We start from the raw sequence: 23821 nt of genomic DNA on the forward strand, positions 1-23821 counted from the left end.
GCGTTAGTGGCTGATCATCCAGGGACGCGCGGTGGGAAAGCCCTTGGCTCCACTCTTGGTCTTGGTCACCAGACGTGCCGGCTTTTTCTTGTCCGACGCGTCCTTGGACGAACTCCTACCTGTGGAGCAGCAGCCGCATCCGGGGCCGTGCGAGGCCTTGTATTGCGCGAGCGTCCGCGGTGCGTGCGAGCTGCGCTCGTTGACGGCGTGCGCCTTGCGCTTCTCCGCCGGCATGCAGAAGAAATTCGGTGCGGTCAGGATCACGCGCGGCGCCATCGTCTGGCAGTGCGGACAGCTTTGCGGATCGTCACATTCCGCCATCGGGCGCAGGTCCTTGAATGGCCCGCAATCGTCACAGAGATATTCATAGACCGGCATCGTTGATCCCTACGCATTTGGCGACCGCATGTGCGGAGACAGCCCCTCTCCCCGTGAGAACGGGGAGAGGGAGCGCGGCGTCATTTGTCCGGCGAAATCGGCATCTGGATATCGCCCTTGATGTGCTTGATGGGTCCTGCCGCCGACGGCATCACGTCGAAGTCGAAGATCTCGGTCGGCAGCCACAGCGTGGCGCAGGCGTTCGGCACGTCGACCACGCCGGAGATGTGGCCCTGAACCGGTGCGGTGCCAAGGATTGAATAGGCCTGGGCGCCGGAGTAGCCGAACTTCTTCAGATATTCGATCGCGTTCAGGCAGGCCTGGCGATAGGCGATGGTCACGTCGAGATAGTGCTGCTTGCCTTGCTCGTCGACCGAGATGCCCTCGAAGATCAGATAGTCCTTGTAGTTCGGCGTGATCGGCGACGGCTTGAAGATCGGATTCTTGACGCCGTATTTCGCCATGCCGTCCTTGATCACCTCGACCTTCAGGTGCAGCCAGCCGGCCATTTCGATGGCGCCGCAGAAGGTGATTTCGCCGTCACCCTGGCTGAAGTGCAGATCGCCCATCGAGAGACCCGCGCCGGGCACGTAGACCGGGAAATAGATCTTCGAGCCGCGGGAGAGATCCTTGATGTCGCAATTGCCGCCATGCTCGCGCGGCGGCACGGTGCGCGCGCCTTCCGCGCCGATCTTGGCCTTGACGTCGCCCTTGGCGCGACCGCCATGGGCGGTTGCCGCGAACGGCGGATTGGCAAGGCCAGGCACGCGGGTCGGGTTGGTCGAGATCAGCTCGGCCTCGCGCTTGTTCCAGGTGTCCAGCATCTTCGGATCGGGCAGGCAGCCGATCAGGCCGGGATGGATCAGGCCGGCGAAGTTGACGCCGGGGATGTGGCGCGACGAAGTGTAGAGGCCCTTGATGTCCCAGATCGACTTCTGCGCCAGCGGGAAATGGTCGGTGAGGAAGCCGCCGCCATTCTGCTTGGAGAAGAAGCCGTTGAAGCCCCACATGCTCTCCTTGAGCGGACCAACGTCGAGCAGGTCAACCACAAGAAGATCGCCAGGCTCGGCGCCCTTGACGCCGATCGGGCCGGAGAGGAAATGCACGATCGACAGGTCAATGTCGCGGACGTCATCGGCGGAATCGTTGTTCTTGATGAAGCCACCGGTCCAATCATAGGTCTCGATGATGAAATCGTCACCGGGATTGACCCACGCCACGATCGGGATGTCGGGGTGCCAGCGGTTGTGCACCATGTCATTTTCGTAAGCCGACTTGGTGAGATCGACCTTGATCAGTGTCTCTGGCATCGAGATGCTCCCCTTTTACACGGTTGGTTAGACGGACAGATATTTCGAGACTTGCGCGGCATCGACGGCGTCGCGCGGATCGTCGCGCACGATCTCGCCGTTCTCGATCACCAGCACGCGGTCGGCGATATCGAGCGCGAAGCTCAGGACCTGCTCGGACACGACGATCGACAGCCCCTTCTCGTCGCGGATCCGCTTCAAGGTGCGAGCCATCTCCTTGATGATCGACGGCTGGATCCCCTCGGTCGGCTCGTCCAGCAGCAGCACCTTCGGCTTGGTCGCGAGCGCGCGGGCGATCGCAAGCTGCTGCTGCTGGCCGCCGGAGAGATTGCCGCCACGGCGGCCTTTCATCTCCAGCAGCACCGGGAACAATTCGTAGATATCGGCTGGGACCTCGTTCCCGCCGGAGACGACGAGACCGGTCTCGATGTTCTCCTTCACCGTCATGGTGGAGAAGATCATGCGGCCCTGCGGCACATAGGCGAGGCCCTTGGCGACGCGCTCGTAGCTCGGCAGGCCGCCGAGTTCGGCACCGTCCATGCTGACGGAACCGCTCTTCATCGGCAGGATGCCCATCAGCGATTTCATCAGCGTGGTCTTGCCCATGCCGTTGCGGCCCATGATCGCAACGATCTCGTTGGGCGCGACCTTGACGTTGAGCCCGTGCAGCACCTCGCTCTGGCCGTAGGCGACGTGGAGATCCGAAATAGCCAACATCGTCGCGCCTCCTCAGTGGCCCAGATAGACTTCGATGACCTTGGGGTCGTTCTTCACCTTCTCCATGGTGCCCTCGGAGAGGATCTGGCCCTGGTGAAGCACGGTGACCTTGTGTGCGATGTCCTCGACGAACTTCATGTCGTGCTCGATCACCAGAACTGAACGGTTCTTGATGATGCGGTTGAGCAGCTCGGCGGTTTTGGCGCGCTCGGACACGCTCATGCCGGCGACGGGCTCGTCGAGCATCAGCAGGTCCGGATCCTGGATCAGCAGCATGCCGATCTCGAGCCACTGCTTCTGGCCGTGGCTGAGCAGATCGGCATTCACGTTCAGCCGGTCCTTCAGGAAAATCATCTCGGCGACCTCGTGCACCCGGTCGCGCACAGCGGCGTCGCGGGTGAAGGTTAGCGCACCGAACACGGAACGGCCGCGCGGATAGGAGATTTCGAGATTCTCGAACACGGTGAGATCGTCGTAGATCGACGGGTTCTGGAATTTGCGCCCGACGCCGGTCTTGACGATCTCGTTCTCCTTCATCCGCGTCAGCTCCTTGCCGCGGAACTGGATCGAGCCTGAGGTGGCCTTGGTCTTGCCGCAGATCAAATCGAGCACCGTGGTCTTGCCGGCACCGTTCGGGCCGATGATGACGCGGATTTCGTTCTCGTCGACGTAGAAGGAGAGATCGTTGACCGCCTTGAACCCGTCGAACGAGACGGTGAGCGCTTCGACGGCGAGCAGAAATTCCTTGGGCTGATGACCTACGAGCATGATGATCTCCTCACTCCGCCGGGGCGCCGTCGGCGACCGAGCTGTCGGTCCAGCCTTCGGGTTTCGGTTTGCGCGACGAGATCAGGCGATCGATGCGCGGCTGCACATAGTCGCCCCAGATCCCGGCAAGTCCGTTCGGGAAGGCGAGGACCACGGCGATGAACAGGCCGCCGAGGCCGAACAGCCACAATTCGGGAAAGGTTTCCGACAGGCTGGTCTTGGCGAAGTTGACCAGCAGGGTGCCGTAGACCGCGCCGAGGATCGACAGCCGGCCACCGACCGCGGTGTAGATCACCATCTCGATCGACGGCACGATGCCGACGAAGGACGGCGACATGAAGCCGACATTGAGCGCGAACATGGCGCCGCCGATCGCAGCGAACACGGCGGCGATGCAGAAGGCGAAGATCTTGAAGTTCGCGACGCTGTAACCGGAGAACCGGACCCGGTCCTCCTTCTCGCGCATCGCGACCAGGATGCGTCCGAGCTTGGAGTGCCGGACGAACTGCGCGATCATGATGCAGGCAAACAGGCACCCGACCTCGAAGAAGTACAGCACGACCTTGGCGTGATCGGGCCTGATATCCCAGCCCTTCAGTGTCCGCAGATCGGTCATGCCGTTGATGCCGCCGGTGTAGCCCTGCTGCCCGACGATCAGGATGGTGAGGATGGCCGCGACCGCCTGGGTAATAATCGCGAAATAAGTGCCGCCGACCCGGCGCTTGAACATCGCGGTGCCGATGATCAGGGCGAAGATGCCCGGCACCAGAATGATGGCGGCGATGGTGAAGGTAAGGCTGTGAAAGGGCTTCCAGAACAGCGGCAGCGCGGTGATCTGATTCCAGTCCATGAAGTCGGGAATGCCGGGGGTCGACTGGATCTTGGTGTTCTCCACGCTCGAGGCCTCGAGCTTGAGGAACATCGCCATGCAGTAGCCGCCGAGGCCGAAGAATACGCCCTGACCGAGGCTGAGAATGCCGCCATAGCCCCAGCAGATCACCAGCCCCAGCGCGACGAAGGCATAAGTCAGGTATTTGGCGACCAGATTGAGCCTGAAGACATCGAGCGTGAGCGGGAGGACCACCACCAGGAAGACCGCGAGCAACAGAATTCCGATCAGCTCCGATCGATTGAAGAAGCGATTGTCGGTCATTGCATCAGCCTTCCGTTTCTCACTTGCGGACCTTGAGGGCAAACAGCCCTTGCGGCCGCAGCATCAGGATTCCGACGACGGCGAGCAGCGTCAGCACCTTGGCCATCGAGCCCGACATGAAGAACTCGAGGGTGGATTGCGTCTGCGAGATCGAGAAAGCCGAGGCGATGGTGCCGATCAGGCTCGCGGCGCCGCCGAACACGACGACAAGGAACGTATCGACGATGTAGAGCTGACCGGACGTCGGCCCGGTGGAGCCAATCATGGTGAAGGCGCTGCCGGCGACGCCGGCGATGCCGCAACCGAGTCCGAAGGTGTAGCGATCGACCTTCTCGGTGTTGATGCCGACGGCGCCGGCCATGATGCGGTTCTGCACCACCGCACGAACCTGCCGGCCCCAGCGCGACTTGTACATCACGTAGGCGACACCGATGGTGATCAGCACGGTCAGGCACATCACGAAGACGCCGTTGATCGGCACCTCGATGCTGTCGGTCACGTGCAGCGACCCGAGCATCCACTGCGGCAGCTCGACACCGACCTCGCGCGCGCCGAACACGGACCGATAGGCCTGCTGCAGAATCAAGCTGAGGCCCCAGGTGGCCAGCAGCGTATCGAGCGGGCGCTTGTAGAGATGCCGTATCAGCACCCACTCTACCAGCATTCCCAGCGCACCTGATGCGACAAAGGCCAGGATCATCGCGAGGAAGAAGTAACCGCTGAACAGGCTCGGCAAATAGGTCTGGAAGAAATTCGAGGTCATCCAGGTGACGTAGGCACCGAGGATCATGAACTCGCCATGGGCCATGTTGATGACGCCCATCTGGCCGAAGATGATGGCAAGACCCAGCGCCATCAGCACGTAGACCGAGAACAGGATCAGTCCCGCAAAACCCTGCATGACGAAGATGGAGCCAAGATCACCAAGCGAATAGTCGCCGAACATCGATGTCCTCCGTCGGGATAAGGTCCCGCGTCGCGAGCAGGTTCGCGACGCGGGGGCTTTGGGCGTGGAGTTGCTGTCCACGCCAGGGAGAGGCTTGGTCTTTGAGGGAAACGGCGATCGACGCCGCGCCTGTTACTGATAGCCCTTCGGGAACGGATCCGGCTCGACGAGATCGGCGGTCTCGTAGATCAGCTCGAACTGACCATCGAGCTTGGCGCGTCCCACCCGGGTCTTCGACCAGAGGTGATGATTTTCGTGGATGCGCACATAGCCTTCCGGAGCCCCCTTGAACTCGACGCCCGGCGAAGCCGCCGCGATCTTGTCGACGTCGAAGGAGCCCGCCTTCTCGACCGTCAATTTCCACAGCCACGGGCCGAGATAGGCAGCCTGGGTGACGTCTCCGATCACGGTCTTTTCGCCCCACATCTTCTTGAACGCGGGCACGAACGTCTTGTTGTTCGGGTTGTCGAGCGACTGGAAGTACTTCATGCAGGCATAGGCACCCGCGATGTTCTCGCCGCCGATGCCGTCGATCTCGTCTTCGGTCACCGAGATCGTCAGCAGGGCCTGCTTGGACAGGTCGATGCCGGCAGCCTTGAGCTGCTTGTAGAACGCGACGTTCGAGCCGCCGACGACGTCGGTGAAGATCACGTCGGGCTTGGTCAGCTTGATCTTGTTGATGACCGAGTTGAACTGGGTGTTGCCGAGCGGATAATATTCCTCGCCGACGACCTTGCCCTTCAGCACGTTTTCGACGTGCTTGCGCGCGATCTTGTTCGAGGTACGCGGCCAGATGTAGTCGGAGCCGATGAAGAAGAACGACTTGGCGCCCTTTTCCTTGGCGATCCAGTTCAGCCCGGCGAGAATTTGCTGGGTCGCCTCCTGGCCGGTGTAGATCACGTTCTTGGACTGCTCGAGACCTTCATAGAAGGTCGGGTAGTAGAGCATGCCGTTATACTGCTCCATGACCGGCAGCACGGCCTTGCGGGATGCCGAGGTCCAGCAGCCCATGATCGCCGCGACCTTGTCGTTGACCAGCAGCTTCTTGGCCTTTTCGGCGAAGGTCGGCCAGTCGCTGGCGCCGTCTTCCTGGATGAACTTGATCTTGCGCCCGAGCACGCCGCCCATGGCGTTGATCTGCTCGATGGCGAGCTTCTCGGCTTCGATCGAGCCGGTCTCGGAGATCGCCATGGTGCCGGTCGCCGAATGCAGGATGCCGACCGTCACCTCGGTGTCGGTGACCGCGAGGCCCGTGGTGTTGACCGCCGAGGTCGCCGGAGCCTGAGCGAAAGACGCCCGCGGCAACATCGTGATGGCCGGCACGGCGGCCATTCCCATCAATAGTTTGCGCCGTAGCGGCGACAACAGACCCTTGTTTGCTTCGTCTGACATGAGCACCCCACTTCTTGTTCGAGGACACGCGATTGGTGCCGTGAGGATGGCTCGAATTTGTGCAGCGCAAGCATACGCAAGATCGCGTATACTGCACCGCAAAATACCGACGTAGGCTTTTGGTACGGGATTTGCGAGGGACGGAAGAGTTTTGGGAGTGGGGTTAAGTGGCAGGGCGGCAGCGAATAGACCGCGTCAGGCGCCAGTATAATCAATGGGTCGCCAACCAGACGCTGGAAGACTACGCGCTGCGCTTCACCGCCAAGAGCGCGCGGCGCTGGTCCGCCGCCCGCGTCGCCAACACTGCGATGGGCGCAATCTCCTTCCTGGTGCTCGAGGCGATCGGCGGCACCATCACCCTCAACTACGGCGTCACCAACGCCGCTGCCGCGATCCTCGTCGTCTCCACCATCATCTTCTTCTGCGGTGTCCCGATTGCCTATTATGCCGCCAAATGCGGCATCGACATTGACCTGCTCACCCGCGGTGCCGGCTTCGGCTACATCGGCTCGACCGTCACCTCGCTGATCTACGCGTCCTTCACCTTCATCTTTTTCGCGGTCGAGGCGGTGATCCTGGCGACTGCGCTGGAGATGTGCCTGGGGATTCCGCGCCCGATCGGCTACCTCATCAGTGCCGTCGCGATCATCCCGCTCGTGACCTACGGCATTACGCTGATCAGCCGCTTCCAGCTCTGGACGCAGCCGCTCTGGATCGTCCTTCACATCCTTCCCTTCGCCGCGATCGCATGGGCCAATCCCCATTCCTTCACGGAATGGCACAAATTCGCCGGCGAGCACGGCGACCTCGGCGGTCATTTCGACCTGCTGCTGTTCGGCGTCGCATCCTCCGTGGTGTTCTCGTTGGTGGCGCAGATCGGCGAGCAGGTCGATTTCCTTCGCTTTTTGCCGCGCGACCGCCGCACGTCGAAAACGTCATGGTGGATTGCGTTGATGAGCGCAGGTCCGGGCTGGATCGTGCTCGGCGCATTGAAACTGCTGGCCGGCTCGTTCCTCGCTTTCTTTGCGCTCAGCCACGGCGTGCCGCCGGAAGAAGCCGCCGAGCCCGCGCATATGTATCTCGTGGCGTTTCGATACGTGCTGTCGGATCCGGATCTCTCGCTGGCCCTCACCGGCGTCTTCGTGGTGCTGTCGCAGCTCAAGATCAACGTCACCAACGCCTATGCCGGCTCGATTGCCTGGTCGAACTTCTTCTCACGCCTGACGCACAGCCACCCCGGGCGCGTCGTCTGGCTGGTGTTCAACGTGATGGTGGCGCTGCTGCTGATGGAGATCGGCGTCTACAAGGCCCTGGAGCAGACGCTCGCGCTTTACTCCAACGTCGCGATCGCCTGGGTCGGCGCGCTGGTGTCCGATCTCGTGATCAACAAGCCGCTCGGCCTGCGTCCGCCGCAGATGGAGTTCAAGCGCGCGCATCTCTACGACATCAATCCCGTCGGCGTCGGCGCGATGACGCTCGCGATCATCGTCTCGATCGCGGCGTTCTACGGCTTGTTCGGCCCGACCATGAAGGCGCTCGCCGCCTTCGTCGCGCTGACGGTTGCCTTCGTCACAGCCCCGATCATCGCCTGGCTCACCGGCGGCAAGTTCTACATCGCGCGCAAGCCGAAGCGGAGCTGGGCCAACATCGAGTCCATCCAATGTTGTATCTGCGAGCATAGCTTCGAGCCTGAGGACATGACATCCTGCCCGGCCTATGCCGGCCCCATTTGTTCGCTGTGCTGTTCCCTCGACGCGCGCTGCCACGACCTCTGCAAGCCTCACGCGCGCGCGCAGGTGCAGTTTGCCGATGCGCTGAGCAAGATTCTGCCGCAGCCGATCTACCAGCGGATCAACTCGCAGTTCGGCCACTACATCGGCGTGTTCCTCGTCTCGGCCGGCCTCGTCGCGCTGGTGCTCGGACTGATCTATCTCCAGACCTCCGCGAGCGTGCATGGCGAGAACACGCTCATCTCCAACGTGCTCTGGAAGGTGTTCTTCTCGCTCAGCATCATCATCGGCGTGGTCGCCTGGCTGTTCGTGCTGGCGCAGCAGAGCCGCCGCGCGGCAGAGGCTGAAACCAGACGGCAGACAACGCTCCTGATTCAGGAGATCGACGCACACAAGCGCACCGATGCCGAGCTCCAGCGCGCCAAGGAGGTTGCCGAATCCGCCAACCTCGCCAAGAGCCGCTATGTGGTGGGCCTCAGCCACGAGCTGCGTTCTCCGCTGAACGCGATCAGCGGCTATGCCCAGCTCCTCGAGCAGGACGCCTCGCTTCAGACCAAGCCGAAGGATCAGGTCCGCGTCGTCCGCCGCAGCGCCGATCATCTCTCCGGCCTGATCGACGGCATTCTGGACATCTCCAAGATCGAGGCGGGGCGGCTGTATCTGTCGCGCGACGAGGTCCGGCTTGGCGAATTCCTGGACCAGCTCGTCGGCATGTTCCGCCTTCAGGCCGCGGCCAAGGGCATCGACTTCGTATTCCGCCGACCGATGCACCTGCCGGTCGTGGTCTACGCCGACGAGAAGCGGCTGCGCCAGGTGCTGATCAATTTGCTCTCCAACGCGATCAAGTTCACCCAGGCCGGCAGCGTGCAGTTCGTCGTGCACTATCGCAGCCCCGTCGCCGAGTTCGAGGTGATCGATACCGGCCCCGGCATCCAGGGTGACGATCTCGAACGCATCTTCGCGCCCTTCGAGCGCGGCGCGCTCGGCGTATCACAGCCGCAGACCGGGACCGGGCTCGGCCTCACCATCAGCCGTTTGCTCGCCGGGGTGATGGGCGGCGATATCAAGGTCACCAGCACGGTTGGCCGCGGCAGCACGTTCAAGGTGAAGATGCTGCTGTCCGAGGTCACCAATCCGCAGCGTATCGCGCCGGTGGAGGCCCCGGTCTCCGGCTATCACGGCGCGCGCAAGACCATCCTCATCACCGACGACGATCCCGTTCATCGCGACCTCTTGCGCGAGGTGCTGACACCGCTCGGCTTCATCCTGCTCAGCGCGCCCGACGGACCGGGTTGCCTCGCATTGGCGCAGCATTGCCGTCCCGATCTGTTTCTGCTCGACATTTCCATGCCGGGCATGGACGGCTGGACCGTCGCGGAGACGCTGCGTGCGAACGGCCATCATCAGGCACGCATCCTGATGGTGTCGGCCAGCGCCCTCGAAGCCCACGGCACTCCGCTGGCGCAACCCTTCCACGACGGCTATCTGATGAAGCCGATCGACATTCCGAGGCTGCTCGAGACCATCCGCCAGCTCCTCAAGATCGAATGGCAATACGGCTCGGACGAGATCGTCGTTCCGCTATGGCGGCCGGAGAGCGGCTCGCGGCCGCCGGTTCAGCATATCGAGGCGCTGATCGGGCTCGGCCAGATCGGCTACGTCAAGGGCATCCAATTGAAGCTGGACGAGATCGGCAGCGAGCATCCCGAACATGCCGACTTCGTCGCGCAGATGCGATCGTTGGTCGACCGCTTCGATCTCGACCAGTATATGGCCACATTGAAAACATTGCATGCGCATGAGCACTGAGCCGAAAAAGCGCGACGTCGCGCTGGTGGTCGACGACTCCCCGGAGACGCTGCGGTTGCTCACCGACGCGCTCGACGGCGCCGGGATGACGGTGATGGTGGCGCTCGACGGCGCCGCGGCCATGCGCATCGTCGACCAGATCACGCCCGACATCGTGCTTCTCGACGCCGTGATGCCCGGCATGGACGGGTTCGAAACCTGCCGCCGACTCAAGCGCGATGCCGGCCTTGCCAACGTACCCGTGATCTTCATGACGGGCCTTGCCGAAACCGAGCACATCGTGCGCGGGCTGGATGCCGGTGGCGTCGACTACGTGACGAAGCCGATCGTGATCGAGGAAATGCTGGCGCGCATCCGCGTCCATCTCGGCAATGCCCGCCTGACCCAGAGCGCGCGGGCCGCGCTCGACGTCTCCGGCCGGTTCCTGTTCGCGGTCAACCGCCAGGGCAATTTGCTCTGGGCAACACCGCAGGCCCAGAAGCTGCTGGCCGACCACCACGGTGCGCAGGCCGACGACGACTTCGTCCTGCCGCCGTCACTGCTACAATGGCTGGAACAGGCCAAGGGCAAGGGCAGCTCGAAGTCTCAGGCCGCCTCCCTGCCGGACAATCCGCAGCTCCGCTTCTACTACCTTGGCGAAACCGCGCCGAACGAATTCCTGCTGCGGCTGTCCAAGGAATCCGGCACCGCGCTGCCGCCGGAATTCACCAGCGAGCTCGGCCTCACCACTCGCGAGGGCGAGGTCCTGGCCTGGCTGAGCAAAGGCAAGACCAACCGCGACATCGCGCAGATCCTCGGCCTCAGCCCACGCACGGTCGACAAGCATCTGGAGCAGATCTACGCCAAGCTCGGAGTGGAGAACCGGACCGCGGCGGCAGCGATCGCGACGAATGCGACGCGAAGGAATTCATAGTCGCGGTGCGAGTGAGTTGAGACATCACTCATCCAACAACCGGTGTCGTCCCGGACAAGCGAAGCGCAGATCCGGGATCCATAGCCACAGGGAGACATTTGGTGAAGACTCGGAGTTGCCCGCTCGCCCTATAACCACTCACTCGGAGGATGGGTCCCGGGTTCGCTTCGCGCCCCGGGACGACAGTGGAGTGTGTGGCAATCGCCGCCCCTTACATCTTCCTCCTCACCCGTACACGAACGCCTTGTCGTCCAGATCCGTCTTCGGGATCTCGTCCTTCTCGGTCCAGTAATCCTGGCTGTGCTGCCATTCCGGCTTGTCGCCGCGCTTGGGCAGCAAATTCATATCGCGCATGATGTAGCCCGGGTTGAAGTTCTCCGGATCGATCCAGGGCAGGATCGGCATGTTGTGGTCTTCGGCGCGGAGCTGGACCTCGACCTTCTTCGCACCCTTGGCCTTCATGTGGCCGAGCAGCCGGCAGACGAAATCGGCGACGAGATCGACACGCAGCGTCCAGCTGGCGCGGAAATAGCCGAACACCCAGACCATGTTCGGCACGCCCGTAAACATCATACCGCGATAGGTGACGGTGTCGCCGAACGCCAGCGGCTTGCCGTCGATCTCGAAGGCGATGTCGCCGAGGGCCGAAAGATTGAAGCCGGTCGCGGTGACGATGACATCGGCCTCGAGCAGCTTGCCGGATTTGAGCTGGATGCCGTTTTCGACGAAGCATTCGATTTCGTCGGTGACGACGGAAGCCTTGCCGCTGGCGATGCCCTTGAACAGATCGGCATCCGGCACGAAGGCGATGCGCTGCCGCCACGGCCGGTAAGTCGGCGTGAAATGCGTCTCGACGTCATAGTCGGGACCGAGCACAGCGCTGATCTGGCCGATCAGCTCTTTCTTCACTTGCTCTGGCTTGGAGATGCAGAGCTTCGTGAACGCATCCTGCTCGAACAGTATCTTGCGCCGGACGATCTCGTGGATCCAGGCCTCGTCGACCTGAAGCCTGCGAAGCTCCTCCGCAATCTCGATGGCGTTGCGGCCGAGACGGAAATAGGTCGGCGAACGCTGCAGCATGGTGACATGCGTGCACTTGTCTGCGATGTTCGGCACCAGCGTTGCTGCCGTCGCGCCCGAGCCGATCACGACAACCTTCTTGCCCGCGAGATCGATATCGTCAGGCCAGGTCTGTGGATGGACGATGCGGCCCTTGAAGCGGTCCGTGCCCTTCCACTCCGGCGTATACCCCTCGGAATGGCGATAATAGCCCTGGCACATCCAGAGGAAGTTCGCGGTGAATGTTTTCTTCTCGCCGGTATCGGTCGTGACCGCTTCAATGGTCCAGAGATTGCTCTCGCTCGACCAGCTCGCCGAATTGATCTTGTGCTTGTAGCGGATGTGACGAGCGATATCGTTCTCGTCGATCACCTCGTTCATATAGGCGAGGATTTCCTCGGCGGTCGCGATCGGCGGGCCGACCCAGGGCTTGAAGCTGTAGCCGAAGGTGTGGAGGTCGCTGTCCGAGCGGATGCCGGGATAGCGATGCGTGCTCCATGTGCCACCGAAGGTTGCCTGCGTTTCCAGGATGACGTAGCTCGTGCCCGGAAGCTGCTTTTCGATGTGATAGGCGCTGCCGATTCCGGAGATGCCGGCACCGACGATCAGCACATCGAAATGTTCAGAAGCCTGTTTGGCCGTGGCGTGACTGCGAACAGCGACATTCATTGTTGCTTGTATGCCTTGCTTGTTTTTGTGGCCGCCCTTGATTGGACGACGCGTTTCCTCCGCGACAGGCATCGTCGCCCATCGCGCTTCCACTACAAAATGACATAGATCAAGTCGCGGTCAAATCACAGCGCCGCACCCCAGCTCCGCGCGGTCTGCAAGATCCAGTCGCGATAGAGCGTCAGCGGCGTGACGCCGGTCAATCCGCCGCAGCCGGCGGCACCGTTCGGTCCCGTGGACCAGCTGACGACGCCGACGAGGACGGGGCCGTTCGGCTTGTCCTCGAAGACGGGCCCGCCGGAATCGCCGGTACAGGCGCCAATTCCGTCGCGAACACCGTTGGTTACGGGATCGACCAGGCGAATTTGCAGCGTGCCCGGCTGGCCCGTGGCAACGAGGCCGGCGACCCGCGTCGTGCCGCCGCTCTTGCCATCACCGCGCACGGTGACGCCGATCCCGGCGATCACGAAGCGGCCGCCAACCCGGATCGGAATATTCGGTGCGCCGACCGCGACCGCCGATTTTCCTTTGAGTGGAATATCGAGCTGCAGCAACGCCACATCGGCGGTCGCGCGATGCACCTGCATCGCCTGCATGTTGAAGCTCGGATGGATCGCGACAGTTCGAACGTTCAGCAATTGCGGCGTACCGTCGGCGCCACGATCGACGACCTTGTAGTCTGCGCCGGGCTGCACGCAGTGGGCGACCGTGAGCACCAGCTTCGGTGCGATCAGGCTGCCGGTGCAAAAATTACCGCGCGAGCCGACGATGGTGACGACAGCGCGCGCGACGCCGTCGGTCTGCGGCGTACCGCCACCGACAATGGCGTAAGCGGGCGTGGCAAGCAGCGACGCCGCAATGATGAGAGTTGCAGGCTTCTTCATGGGAACACGCTTTGGCGTCGGCATCGGTAAGGCGGGCGATTGCTTCGGACTGGCCCTTGCCGATAGCGCATGCTAGCGCTCTTGGAAAGCAATTGACGAGGGCAGGATAGTGGCGATCGAGGCTGTGATCTTTGATTTTGGCGGCGTGCTGACCAGCTCGCCGTTCGAGGCATTTGCGCGATTTGAAGCGGAGCGCGGCCTGCCCATCGACATCATCCGGCGCACCAATGCCGCCAATCATCTTGAAAACGCCTGGGCCAGGTTCGAGCGCGCCGAGGTCGATATCGACACCTTCGATCGCTTGTTCGCGGAGGAGTCACGCGCCCTCGGAGCGGAGGTGCGCGGCCGCGACGTGCTGCCGCTGCTCCAGGGCGATCTGCGCCCGGAAATGGTCGAGGCCCTGAAACGCATCAAGGCGCAATTCAAGACCGGCTGCATCACCAACAATCTGCCGGCCAACGCGATCGGCAGCATGACCGGTCGCTCGCTCTACGTCGCCGAGGTGATGGTGCTGTTCGACCACGTCATCGAATCCGCCAAGATCGGCCTGCGCAAGCCTGATCCGCGCATCTACCGGCTGATGGTCGAGACGCTGAAGGTCGATCCGAAGGCTTGCGTCTATCTCGACGATCTCGGCGTCAATCTGAAGCCCGCACGCGAGATGGGCATGACCACGGTCAAGGTTACGAGCGGCGCCCAGGCGATCGCCGAGCTCGAGGCGGCGACCGGGCTGAAGCTCAGCTAAAGGCTACTACTCCGCCGCGGCGGCGATCCGCTCGGGAAAGGCGGCCGCCAGCGAGGCGCGGTCGGGTTTCAGCACGCCGCGTTCGGTGATGAGCCCGGTGACCAGCCGCGCCGGGGTCACGTCGAAGGCGTAGTTCGCGACCGGTGAACCTTCAGGCACGATCCGAACCGTCTCGAGCCGTCCATCGGCGGTACGGCCGGTCATGTCGGTGACCTCGGTGCCGCTGCGCTGCTCGATCGGGATATCGCGGATGCCGTCACCGACGGCGAAGTCGATCGTCGGCGAGGGCAGCGCGACATAGAACGGTACGCCATTGTCGTGCGCGGCCAGCGCCTTCAGATAGGTGCCGATCTTGTTGCAGACGTCACCATTGGCCGCGACGCGGTCGGTGCCGACGATGGCGAGATCGACCATACCATGCTGCATCAGATGCCCGCCGGTGTTGTCGGGGATCACGGTGTGCGGCACGCCGTGATGGCCGAGCTCCCAGGCAGTGAGCGAGGCGCCCTGGTTGCGCGGACGGGTCTCGTCGACCCAGACATGGACCTTGATGCCGCGCTCATGCGCCAGATAGATCGGCGCCGTCGCGGTGCCCCAGTCGACGGTGGCGAGCCAGCCGGCATTGCAATGGGTCAGCAAATTGACGACCTCGCCCGGCTTCTTCGCTGCGATCGCCTCGATCAGCTTCAGGCCGTTGTCGGCAATGCCCCGGTTGATCTCGACGTCCTGTTCCGCGATCTCGTCGGCGCGCACATAGGCGGCCTCTGCCCTTTCCAGAAGATCAATCGGCGTGAGCGTCGCGCGCATTTCGTCGAGCGCCCATTTCAGATTGATCGCGGTCGGCCGCGCCACGACAAGCGTGTCGTAGGCGCGCTTCAAACCCGCATCCGAGGCATCCTCACGCATCGCCAGGGCCATGCCGTAAGCGGCGGTGGCGCCGATCAGCGGCGCACCGCGCACCAGCATGTCGCGGATCGCGACCGCTGCGTCCTCGCAGGAGGTCAGGCGCGCGACGACGAACTCGTGCGGCAGCCTGCGCTGGTCGATCGCGCCGATCGCCCAGCCGTCACGCTCGCGCCAGATGCTGCGGAAATGCTTGCCGTCGACCTTCATGGCCTTCTGCCTTTCGTCTCAACCGCGCAGGATGCGCCCCGCCACCGCATCGAGCTTCTTCAGAAGCTCCGGGTCGCGGGCCTCGGGCGCCGTGATCAGCGCGGAGTCCAGCGCGCGGTCCGAGCCGATCGGGCACAGTTCATGCTCGCGCGGGAACTCCTTTGCCAGCCGCGCCACCAGCGCCTTCGCCTTGTCGGCGTTTGTGGTCAGCACACGGATGATGTCCTGCACGGTGACGGCGTCATGGTCGGGATGCCAGCAATCGAAATCAGTCACCATCGCGACGGTCGCGTAGCAAATCTCTGCTTCGCGGGCGAGTTTCGCCTCGGGCATGTTGGTCATGCCGATCACGGAATAGCCCAGCGTTTTGTAGGTCATGCTCTCCGCGTAAGTGGAGAATTGCGGCCCTTCCATGCAGACATAAGTACCGCCGCGCGCAATCGCGATGCCTTCGGCTTCGGCGGCCGCCGCGAGATGGATGCGCAGCCGCGGCGAGACGGGATGCGCCATCGACACATGCGCGACGCAACCCCGGCCGAAGAACGAGCTTTCGCGCTTGTGGGTGCGGTCGACGAACTGGTCGACGAGAACGAAAGTGCCGGGTGGCATCTCCTCCTTGAACGAGCCGCAAGCCGACAGCGAAATCAGGTCGGTCACGCCTGCGCGCTTCAGAACGTCGATATTGGCGCGATAGTTGATATCGGAGGGCGACAGCCGGTGGCCCTTGTCATGCCGCGGCAGGAACACGATCGGCAGGCCGGCGATCGATCCGCGGCGCAGGGGCGCCGACGGCTCGCCCCAGGGGCTTTTGATCACCTCTTCGTGCGCGTCCTCGAGACCCGGCAGATCGTAGATGCCGGAGCCGCCGATGATGCCCAATACCGCCTGATTCATGCCTGCTCCACCCTGTTCGCCACGTGCGACACCGTTAAGCTATGCCAGCTTTACGGCGGCTTTGGAACGGGGGTGGAAGAATGCCCGTGGCGTGAGGAGCGTAAAGCTGGCGCCTCAACTCGATGTCGTCCCCGCGAGCGCGGGGACCCATAACCACAAGGCTTGGTTTGGTGAAGACCCGTCGTTCGGTACCACGACCTGCAACAGTCGGTAGATTCCGCGGTATGGGTCCCTGCGTTCGCAGGGACGACACCGGTGGTCTTGGCTAAGCCGCGGTCGCCGGCTGCAGCTGGGTGGCGACCATCCGCTCCAGCGTCTCCACGGACTGAAAATTCTCCGGCGTGATCTCGGACTGCGGAATGGTGAAGTCGAACTCGGCCTCGACGCCCAGCATCAGATTGACCATGTCCATCGAGGTAAGACCTGCGTCGACGAGCTTCGCCGAAGGCGTGACGTCCGCGGTGAGCGAATTCTGCTCGAGGATGCCCTTCACCAGCTTGATGATGCGATTACGCACGACGGTATCGAAGGCCTGCATTTGAAGCTTCCCGTGTTATTCCTGAGTGACCGCCTGTACGGCCCGCCAGTTCTGCGATTGGCACCACCATAGCCTCATTCGCCTTAGCAAACGATGACTCACGTTGATTAAAATTAACGGCTCTTCCAATTTGCTAACGCGACCATCTGAATTTGCGAGGTCCAGACAACTCGGCCTTAACTGTCCATTTGGAATTGGACGGCGTTTACCCTGAATTTAATCGACTAATTTGAGTCAAATCCCTAGCCTCCCTTCAAACGTAAATAGGGTCGGATGGTCGTAAGCAGCATCAATGCCGATGCCTGACGATCTCGAACGGCGAACCGGAGGCGGACGAATGAACGTGCGTGAAGCAGTCCTCACTGTCGACGAAACGCAGACGAATTTTCTCGAGCGGGGTCCATCCCTCATCGAGCGCGCCGCCCGAACCGCCACCGTGGCCGCAGCCGACGCCGACGCCGTCGACCGCGACGCCCGCTTCCCCCACAAGGCTTTCGACGCCGCGCGCGAGCAGAAGCTGCTCGGCGTCATGATCCCCGTTGAGTACGGCGGCTTCGGTGCCTCGATCCACGACGTCACCGACATCTGCTACACGCTCGGACGCGCCTGTGCCTCCACGGCGATGATCTACGCGATGCACCAGACCAAGGTCGCCTGCGTTGTCCGGCATGGTCATGGCATTCCCTGGATGGAGACCATGATGCGCCGCGTCGCCCGCGACCAGTGGCTGCTGGCCTCCTCGACCACCGAGGGCCAGAACGGCGGCAACATTCGCGCCAGCGCAGCCGCCGTCGACCACGCCGGCGACACCGTCTCGCTGGTGCGCGATGCCACCGTGATCTCCTATGGCGCCGAGGCCGATGGCCTCGTCACCATCGCCCGACGCGCCACCAATGCTTCCGCGTCCGATCAGGTGCTGCTGGCGCTCGCCAAGGACGATTATTCGCTGAAACGGACGCTGGGCTGGGAGACGCTCGGTATGCGCGGCACCTGCTCGACCGGCTTCGAACTGAAGGTCGACTGCCCCGCCGATCGCGTCTTTCCGGAATCCTATGACAAGATCCACGCCCAGACCATGACGCCGTTCGCGCATCTGTGCTGGTCATCCGCCTGGGCCGGCATCGCCGCGGCCGCGGTGACGCGTGCGCAGGCCTTCATCCGCAAGGCGGCCCGCACCTCCGGCGGCCAGATGCCGCCGGCCGCAGCGCATTTCACCGCCGCCAAGATGTCGCTGGCCAAGCTGCGCGCGCTGATTTCAGCCAATCTCGATGCCTTCGCCCGTGCCGAGCACGACGAGCGCGCGCTGAGCTCGCTCGACTTCCAGTCCTCGATCACGCTGTTGAAGGTGCAAGCCTCCGAGCTCGCGGTCGAAACCGTCATGCACGCGATGCGCACCGCCGGTCTTTCCGGTTACCGCAACGACGGCGAGTTCACCATGGGCCGTCACCTGCGAGACGTCCTGTCGTCGCCGATCATGATCAACAACGACCGCATTCTTGCCAACGCCGCGACATCGACGCTGATGAGCGGCGTGCCGACGAGCCTCCGTGACTAAGATCAACAAGAACAATTTTCAGATAGCAGGACATCGAACATGAACATTGCTGTTCTCCCCGATTCGCCCGAGACCGCGCCGCAAATCATCGATCCGCTCGACCATCTCGCCGACAAGCTGTTCCACCGCATGGGCGCGGACGGCGTCTATGCCCGCACCGCGCTCTATGAAGGCGTCGTCGAGAAGCTTGCCGCGCTGATCACGAACCATCGCGAGGCCGGCACCGAGGTGATGCGCTTCCCGCCGGTGATGAGCCGCACCCAGCTCGAGAAGTCCGGCTATCTCAAGAGCTTTCCGAACCTGCTTGGATGCGTCTGCGGCCTGCACGGCACCGAACGCGAGATCAACGCCGCGGTGAGCCGCTTCGATGCCGGCGGCGACTGGACCAGCTCGCTGTCGCCGGCCGATCTCGTGCTGTCGCCGGCCGCCTGCTATCCTGTCTACCCGATCGCCGCGAGCCGCGGACAGCTGCCGAAGGGTGGCCTGCGCTTCGACGTCGCCGCCGACTGCTTTCGCCGCGAGCCGTCAAAGCATCTCGACCGGCTGCAGTCGTTCCGGATGCGCGAATATGTCTGCATCGGCACACCCGACGACGTCGCCGAGTTCCGCGAGCGCTGGATGGTGCGCGCGCAAGCGATCGCGACCAACCTCGGCCTCACTTTCCGTGTCGACTATGCCAGCGACCCCTTCTTCGGACGCGTCGGCCAAATGAAGGCGGTGAGCCAGAAACAGCAGCAGCTCAAGTTCGAGCTCCTGATTCCGTTGCGCTCGGAAGAGCAGCCGACCGCCTGCATGAGCTTCAACTATCATCGCGAACATTTCGGCACGACCTGGGGCATCCAGGACGCCAACGGTGAACCGGCTCACACCGGCTGCGTCGCCTTTGGCATGGACCGGCTCGCCGTCGCCATGTTCCACACCCACGGTACCGACCTTTCCGCATGGCCCGCCAAGGTGCGGGATATCATGGGCATGCAGCCGCAAGTCGCGGCCGAAGCCCATGGCGAGGGTTGGCGCTAACAGAACGAGGCCTCCCATTTCCACGGGTAAGACGAGCGTGATCCATACCAAGGTCCGATGCCGCGAGATCACCGAGGCCGACGTTGACGCGGTCGCGGAGCTGCTAACGCGCGGCTTCGTCGGCCGCTCGCGCGACTACTGGATCCAGGGCCTGCGCCGGCAGGCCTTCCGGCCCGTGCCCGAGGGCTATCCGCGCTTCGGCTACATGATCGACAATGACGGCACGCCCGTCGGTGTGCTGCTGCTGATCTACACGGCGCGGAAGGACGGCGAAGCCACCGCCATCCAGTGCAACCTGTCGAGCTGGTATGTCGACCCGGCCTACCGCAACTACGCTCCGCTGCTGACCAAGATCGCGCAGCGACACAAGGATGTGACCTACCTCAACATCAGCCCGGCGCCGTGGACCTGGCCGATCATCGAGACACAGGGCTTCAGGGCCTATTGCCAGGGAATCTTCTTCTCGGTGCCCGCGCTGGCACGCGCGCCGCGTTGGAGCAAGATCGAGGTCATCTCGCAGCACGCCAAGGCGATCGAGGGGCTGACCGACGCCGAGACCGAGCTGCTGACGCGGCATGCTCGCTACAATTGCCTCAGCCTCGTCTGCCGCACGCCGAAAGGAACGTTTCCTTTCATTCTGCAACCGGTGCGCATCCGCCGCGGCTTCATCGCGCCGCCTGCGATGAAGCTGATCTACTGCCGTAGTGTTGCCGAATACGCCGCCTGCGCCGGCCGCATCGGCCGGCTGCTGCTGAGGCTCGGCAAGATTTCGGTGGCGGTGGATTCCAACGTTCCGATTCCCGGTCTCGTCGGCATTTATACCGAGCGGCGCGGCCGGAAATATTTCAAGGGCCCGCACCGGCCGCAGCTTGCCGACCTCACCGATACCGAGCTCGTGCTGTACGGGCCATAGGGAGGCAGGCAGCCTGGGCGTCAACCTCAGCTGTCGTCCCTGCGAACGCAGGGACCCATACCGCGCGATCGAGCTGTAACAGCAGCGTGCCAGTACCGCGGGAGACCCCTTCACTTCCAGCCTTTGCCAAACTTCTCCCTGGGGCTATGGGTCCCTGCGTTCGCAGGGACGACAGCGGGGTTGAACGCCCTCGACCAATTCTGGCTTGCATGTGCCCCGCCGGCCGCATCTTCGCCTCTTCGGTCACCCTCCGTAAACTACTGCGCTTAAGGGAATTTTCCGGCCTCTTCGCTAGGCTCGGCGGTTGAATCACGCTGCGTTAAGTCTATTGCCCGCCGAGGCACCGCCAATCCCATGACGTCGACCGACGATAACGAGCTTGGCGCACGCCGCGAAGAGGGCCCGCAGCCCCTGGTCGGGCTGAGCCAGCTTGCGCTCGACCACATGGAGCAGGGCGTCTGTGTCTACGACGCCGACAACCGGATCGTGCTGGTCAACCAGCGGTATCTGTCGCTGTTCAACATGTCCGCCGAGACCGTGCGGATCGGCACGAGCTACCGCGACGTGCTTGCTCACAGCGCATCACGCGGCAACTTCCCGGCAAGCGAGCTCGATGCGCTCTACACCAGGCGCGTGAAGCAGATCGCCGCCGGTCAGCCCTTCCGAACCGAGCAGACACTCGCAAGCGGCCTCGTCATGTCGCTCGAGCTGAAGCCGCTTCCCGGCGGCGGCTGGATGACGATCTGCGACGACGTCAGCCGCCTCGCCCGACTCGAGGCGGAGCTGCGCCTCCAAACCGAGCGCAGCCAGCACGCGCTCGCCAACATGTCGCACGGCCTCATCATGTATGACGCCGACAGCCGCATCGTCGTCTGCAACGAGCGCTTTCTGAACCTCTACGATCTCGACCCCGATATCGTGAAACCGGGTGTCGCGCACAGCACGGCCATCGACCACTGGCTCTCGCGAGGCAACAAAGCGGACATGTCTGGAGACAAATTCCGCGAGTCACGGATGGACGACGTTCGGGCCAGGAGCGCGAAAGCGGTCCTTGTGACACGCTATGACGGCGGAAAAGTTCAGGCTGTGTCGCGGTTCATGCCCGACGGCGGCTGGGTGACGGTGCATGAAGACGTCACCGAGCGACTGCAATATGAAGAGACGCTGAAGCAGCAAAACATGATGCTGGATGCGGCCCTCGAAAACATGGCGCACGGTCTTGCCTTCTACGACGGCGACATGCGACTTCGGGTCTGCAACAACACGTACCGGCAGATCTACCGGCTGTCCCCGGAGCAGTCGCGACCCGGCACGCATCTCTCTGAGTTGATCGAGCGCTCGATGCAGAACGGCGCATTCGCTACCGAATACAGCCCGCAGGAGATCCTGGAAACCGCCCGCGAACGGCTCGCGCACCGCGACTCCTCGCCCATGCGCCGGCGCATGGTCAACGACACCGTGATCTCGGTGCGTTACTGCGCGCTGGCTGAAGGCGGCTTCGTCGCCACCTATGAGGACATCACCGAGCGCGAGCACGCGGTCGAGGAGCTGAGCGAGCAGTATAGGCGCTTCGACGCGGCGCTGAACAACATGAGCCAGGGTCTGTGCATGCTCGATCCGAGCCTGCACGTCATCGTCTGCAACCGCCGCTATGTCGAGATGTACGGCCTGTCGCCCGACGTCGTGAAGCCGGGCGTCTCGATGCGCGAGATCATGGAGCATAGCTGCGAGCTCGGCATCCACTCGAACACGACAGGCGCGAAGCTCTATGCCGACTACGTCGAAAGGCTGCGCGAAGGTGAGCACACGCTGCATCGCCATTTGAGCGACGGCCGCATCATCAAGCTCAATCACAAGCGGATGGAGCATGGCGGCTGGGTCGTCACCTATGAGGACGTCACCGAGCGCCACAAGGCCCAGGCCCGCGTGGCGCACATGGCACGGCACGATTCGCTCACCGACCTGCCCAACCGGACGCTGTTTCATGAGAAGATGGGCGATGGGCTGAATCAGGTGGCGACCGCCGGCGGCGCGATGGCGGTGCTGTGCTTCGACCTCGACAATTTCAAGACCGTCAACGATCGGTTCGGCCACGCCGCCGGCGATCGGCTGTTGCGCTGGGTAGCGACGCGGCTGAAGGAGAATGTCGGCGAGCACGACACCGTCGCCCGCCTCGGCGGCGACGAGTTCGCAATTCTGCAGCGCGGACCGCAGCCGCAATCGGCAGAGAAACTCGCTAGCCGTCTGGTCGACATCATCGCTCAACCGCTGCAGCTGGAAAACCAGTCGGTCCATGTCGGCGTCTCCGTCGGCATCGCCGTCGCGCCCGATCACGGGCTCGATGCCGACGAACTGATGAAGTGCGCCGACCTCGCATTGTACCAGGCCAAGGCCAAGGGCCGCGGCGCCTATCAGCTGTTCGAGCCCGAGATGGAGGAAGAGGCACGCCGCCGGCACGCGCTGGAACACGATCTACGCGGCGCCTTGGAGGCCAGCGAATTCCACCTGGTGTTCCAGCCGCAGGTGCGTCTCGACACCACAGAGCTGACCGGATTCGAGGCGCTGCTGCGCTGGAAACATCCTGCGCGCGGCCTGGTTTCGCCTGCCGAATTCATTCCGCTCGCGGAGGAGAACGGGCTGATCGTCCCGATCGGCGAGTGGGTGCTGCGCACGGCCTGTGCGACGGCGGCGCCCTGGGCGGATCTGACGGTCGCAGTCAATTTGTCGCCGGTGCAATTCCGTTCCCGCGGGCTGGTGACGATGGTCACGAGCGCACTCGCGGAGGCCGGCTTGCCGCCCCGGCGGCTCGAACTCGAGGTCACCGAAACGGCGCTGCTCGACGACAGCGAGGCGACGATCGAGATCCTGCACCAGCTCCGCGCGCTCGGCGTGCGCGTCAGCCTCGACGATTTCGGGGTCGGCTATTCCTCGCTCAGCTATCTGCGCAAGTTTCCGTTCGATCGCATCAAGATCGACCGTTCCTTCGTCGGCACGCTCGGCGAGAGCCCGGAGAGCGTCGCCATCGTTCGCACCATCGCGAGCCTCGGCTCCGTGCTCGGCGTCGAGACCACGGCGGAAGGCGTCGAGACGATCGAGCAACTCGATTTCGTCCGCGCGTGCGGCTGCACCGCGGTGCAAGGGTATTATTTCGGCAAGCCCTGCCCCGCAGCCGAGGTCGGACGCGCCATCGAGACGCTGAACGCGGTTCGCCGCGTGGCGTAAGGGCTCCGGCCCCCGCAAATTCCGTCTCTCGGCACGCGTCCAAACGACCAATTGTCGCACATGACTTTTTCGGCGGGATCGCCATCCCGATGG

At 63.2% G+C, this 23821-nt stretch carries 19 protein-coding genes; 7 read left to right on the plus strand and 12 right to left on the minus strand.

Annotated features, from left to right (window positions below; translation table 11 throughout):
- Window positions 1-3: 3 nt before the first annotated feature.
- The 7 genes from FNV92_RS34020 to urtA form a co-directional block, all read right to left on the minus strand.
- Window positions 4-378 carry an FmdB family zinc ribbon protein gene (locus tag FNV92_RS34020; protein ID WP_015689270.1) on the minus strand — a complete coding sequence of 125 codons (375 nt, stop codon included), beginning with the start codon at window positions 376-378 and terminating at the stop codon, window positions 4-6.
- A gap of 80 nt (window positions 379-458) precedes the next feature.
- Window positions 459-1688 carry a formamidase gene (gene fmdA, locus FNV92_RS34025; RefSeq protein WP_015689271.1) on the minus strand — a complete coding sequence of 410 codons (1230 nt, stop codon included), beginning with the start codon at window positions 1686-1688 and terminating at the stop codon, window positions 459-461.
- A gap of 27 nt (window positions 1689-1715) precedes the next feature.
- On the minus strand, window positions 1716-2405 hold the full coding sequence (urtE, locus tag FNV92_RS34030) for an urea ABC transporter ATP-binding subunit UrtE (RefSeq protein ID WP_143842797.1): 690 nt from the start codon (window positions 2403-2405) through the stop codon (window positions 1716-1718).
- Between the two features lie 12 nt (window positions 2406-2417).
- Window positions 2418-3173 (minus strand): urea ABC transporter ATP-binding protein UrtD, encoded by a 756-nt coding sequence (urtD, locus tag FNV92_RS34035; protein WP_143842796.1) that lies wholly within the window; start codon window positions 3171-3173, stop codon window positions 2418-2420.
- A gap of 10 nt (window positions 3174-3183) precedes the next feature.
- Entirely contained in the window at window positions 3184-4326 is a 1143-nt protein-coding gene (urtC, locus tag FNV92_RS34040) for an urea ABC transporter permease subunit UrtC (RefSeq protein ID WP_015689274.1), read from the minus strand.
- Between the two features lie 19 nt (window positions 4327-4345).
- Entirely contained in the window at window positions 4346-5272 is a 927-nt protein-coding gene (gene urtB / locus FNV92_RS34045; RefSeq protein ID WP_015689275.1) for an urea ABC transporter permease subunit UrtB, read from the minus strand.
- Between the two features lie 132 nt (window positions 5273-5404).
- Window positions 5405-6664: an urea ABC transporter substrate-binding protein gene (gene urtA, locus FNV92_RS34050; RefSeq protein WP_028149118.1), complete on the minus strand. Its 1260-nt coding sequence runs from the start codon at window positions 6662-6664 to the stop codon at window positions 5405-5407.
- A gap of 167 nt (window positions 6665-6831) precedes the next feature.
- Between urtA and FNV92_RS34055 the strand changes: the two genes are divergently transcribed.
- Window positions 6832-10203 (plus strand): hybrid sensor histidine kinase/response regulator, encoded by a 3372-nt coding sequence (locus tag FNV92_RS34055; protein WP_143842795.1) that lies wholly within the window; start codon window positions 6832-6834, stop codon window positions 10201-10203.
- Window positions 10187-11116 (plus strand): response regulator, encoded by a 930-nt coding sequence (locus tag FNV92_RS34060; protein ID WP_168213420.1) that lies wholly within the window; start codon window positions 10187-10189, stop codon window positions 11114-11116. Before FNV92_RS34055 ends, FNV92_RS34060 begins: the two co-directional genes overlap by 17 nt.
- Before the next feature lie 225 nt (window positions 11117-11341).
- Here the strand turns inward: FNV92_RS34060 and FNV92_RS34065 are convergent, their stop codons facing one another.
- Complete coding sequence (locus FNV92_RS34065; protein WP_168213419.1) at window positions 11342-12844, minus strand: flavin-containing monooxygenase; 1503 nt, start codon at window positions 12842-12844, stop codon at window positions 11342-11344.
- 125 nt (window positions 12845-12969) lie between these two features.
- A complete protein-coding gene (locus FNV92_RS34070; protein WP_143842793.1) occupies window positions 12970-13728 on the minus strand; it encodes a S1 family peptidase in 759 nt (252 codons plus the stop codon).
- Between the two features lie 109 nt (window positions 13729-13837).
- On the opposite strand from FNV92_RS34070, the gene FNV92_RS34075 reads away from it, so the two are divergent.
- Complete coding sequence (locus FNV92_RS34075; protein ID WP_015689282.1) at window positions 13838-14473, plus strand: HAD-IA family hydrolase; 636 nt, start codon at window positions 13838-13840, stop codon at window positions 14471-14473.
- Window positions 14474-14479: 6 nt separating this feature from the next.
- Here the strand turns inward: FNV92_RS34075 and mtnA are convergent, their stop codons facing one another.
- From mtnA to FNV92_RS34090, 3 genes are all read right to left on the minus strand, one after another.
- Window positions 14480-15586 (minus strand): S-methyl-5-thioribose-1-phosphate isomerase, encoded by a 1107-nt coding sequence (mtnA, locus tag FNV92_RS34080; protein ID WP_143842792.1) that lies wholly within the window; start codon window positions 15584-15586, stop codon window positions 14480-14482.
- An 18-nt stretch (window positions 15587-15604) separates the two neighbouring features.
- Complete coding sequence (locus tag FNV92_RS34085) at window positions 15605-16480, minus strand: S-methyl-5'-thioadenosine phosphorylase (RefSeq protein WP_015689284.1); 876 nt, start codon at window positions 16478-16480, stop codon at window positions 15605-15607.
- Between the two features lie 265 nt (window positions 16481-16745).
- Entirely contained in the window at window positions 16746-17018 is a 273-nt protein-coding gene (locus FNV92_RS34090; protein ID WP_143842791.1) for a phosphopantetheine-binding protein, read from the minus strand.
- A gap of 337 nt (window positions 17019-17355) precedes the next feature.
- Here FNV92_RS34090 and FNV92_RS34095 point away from each other — a divergent pair, with 337 nt between their 5' ends.
- From FNV92_RS34095 to FNV92_RS34110, 4 genes are all read left to right on the plus strand, one after another.
- Complete coding sequence (locus FNV92_RS34095; protein ID WP_143842790.1) at window positions 17356-18573, plus strand: acyl-CoA dehydrogenase family protein; 1218 nt, start codon at window positions 17356-17358, stop codon at window positions 18571-18573.
- A gap of 39 nt (window positions 18574-18612) precedes the next feature.
- Window positions 18613-19593: an amino acid--[acyl-carrier-protein] ligase gene (locus FNV92_RS34100; protein WP_015689287.1), complete on the plus strand. Its 981-nt coding sequence runs from the start codon at window positions 18613-18615 to the stop codon at window positions 19591-19593.
- A gap of 37 nt (window positions 19594-19630) precedes the next feature.
- On the plus strand, window positions 19631-20506 hold the full coding sequence (locus FNV92_RS34105) for an acyl-CoA acyltransferase (protein WP_143842789.1): 876 nt from the start codon (window positions 19631-19633) through the stop codon (window positions 20504-20506).
- A gap of 354 nt (window positions 20507-20860) precedes the next feature.
- The gene (locus tag FNV92_RS34110; RefSeq protein WP_143842788.1) at window positions 20861-23728 is read left to right on the plus strand and encodes a PAS-domain containing protein; all 2868 of its coding nucleotides are present in this window, start codon (window positions 20861-20863) and stop codon (window positions 23726-23728) included.
- Window positions 23729-23821 lie beyond the last annotated feature (93 nt).

It is taken from the genome of Bradyrhizobium cosmicum (assembly GCF_007290395.2).
GTDB lineage: Bacteria > Pseudomonadota > Alphaproteobacteria > Rhizobiales > Xanthobacteraceae > Bradyrhizobium > Bradyrhizobium cosmicum.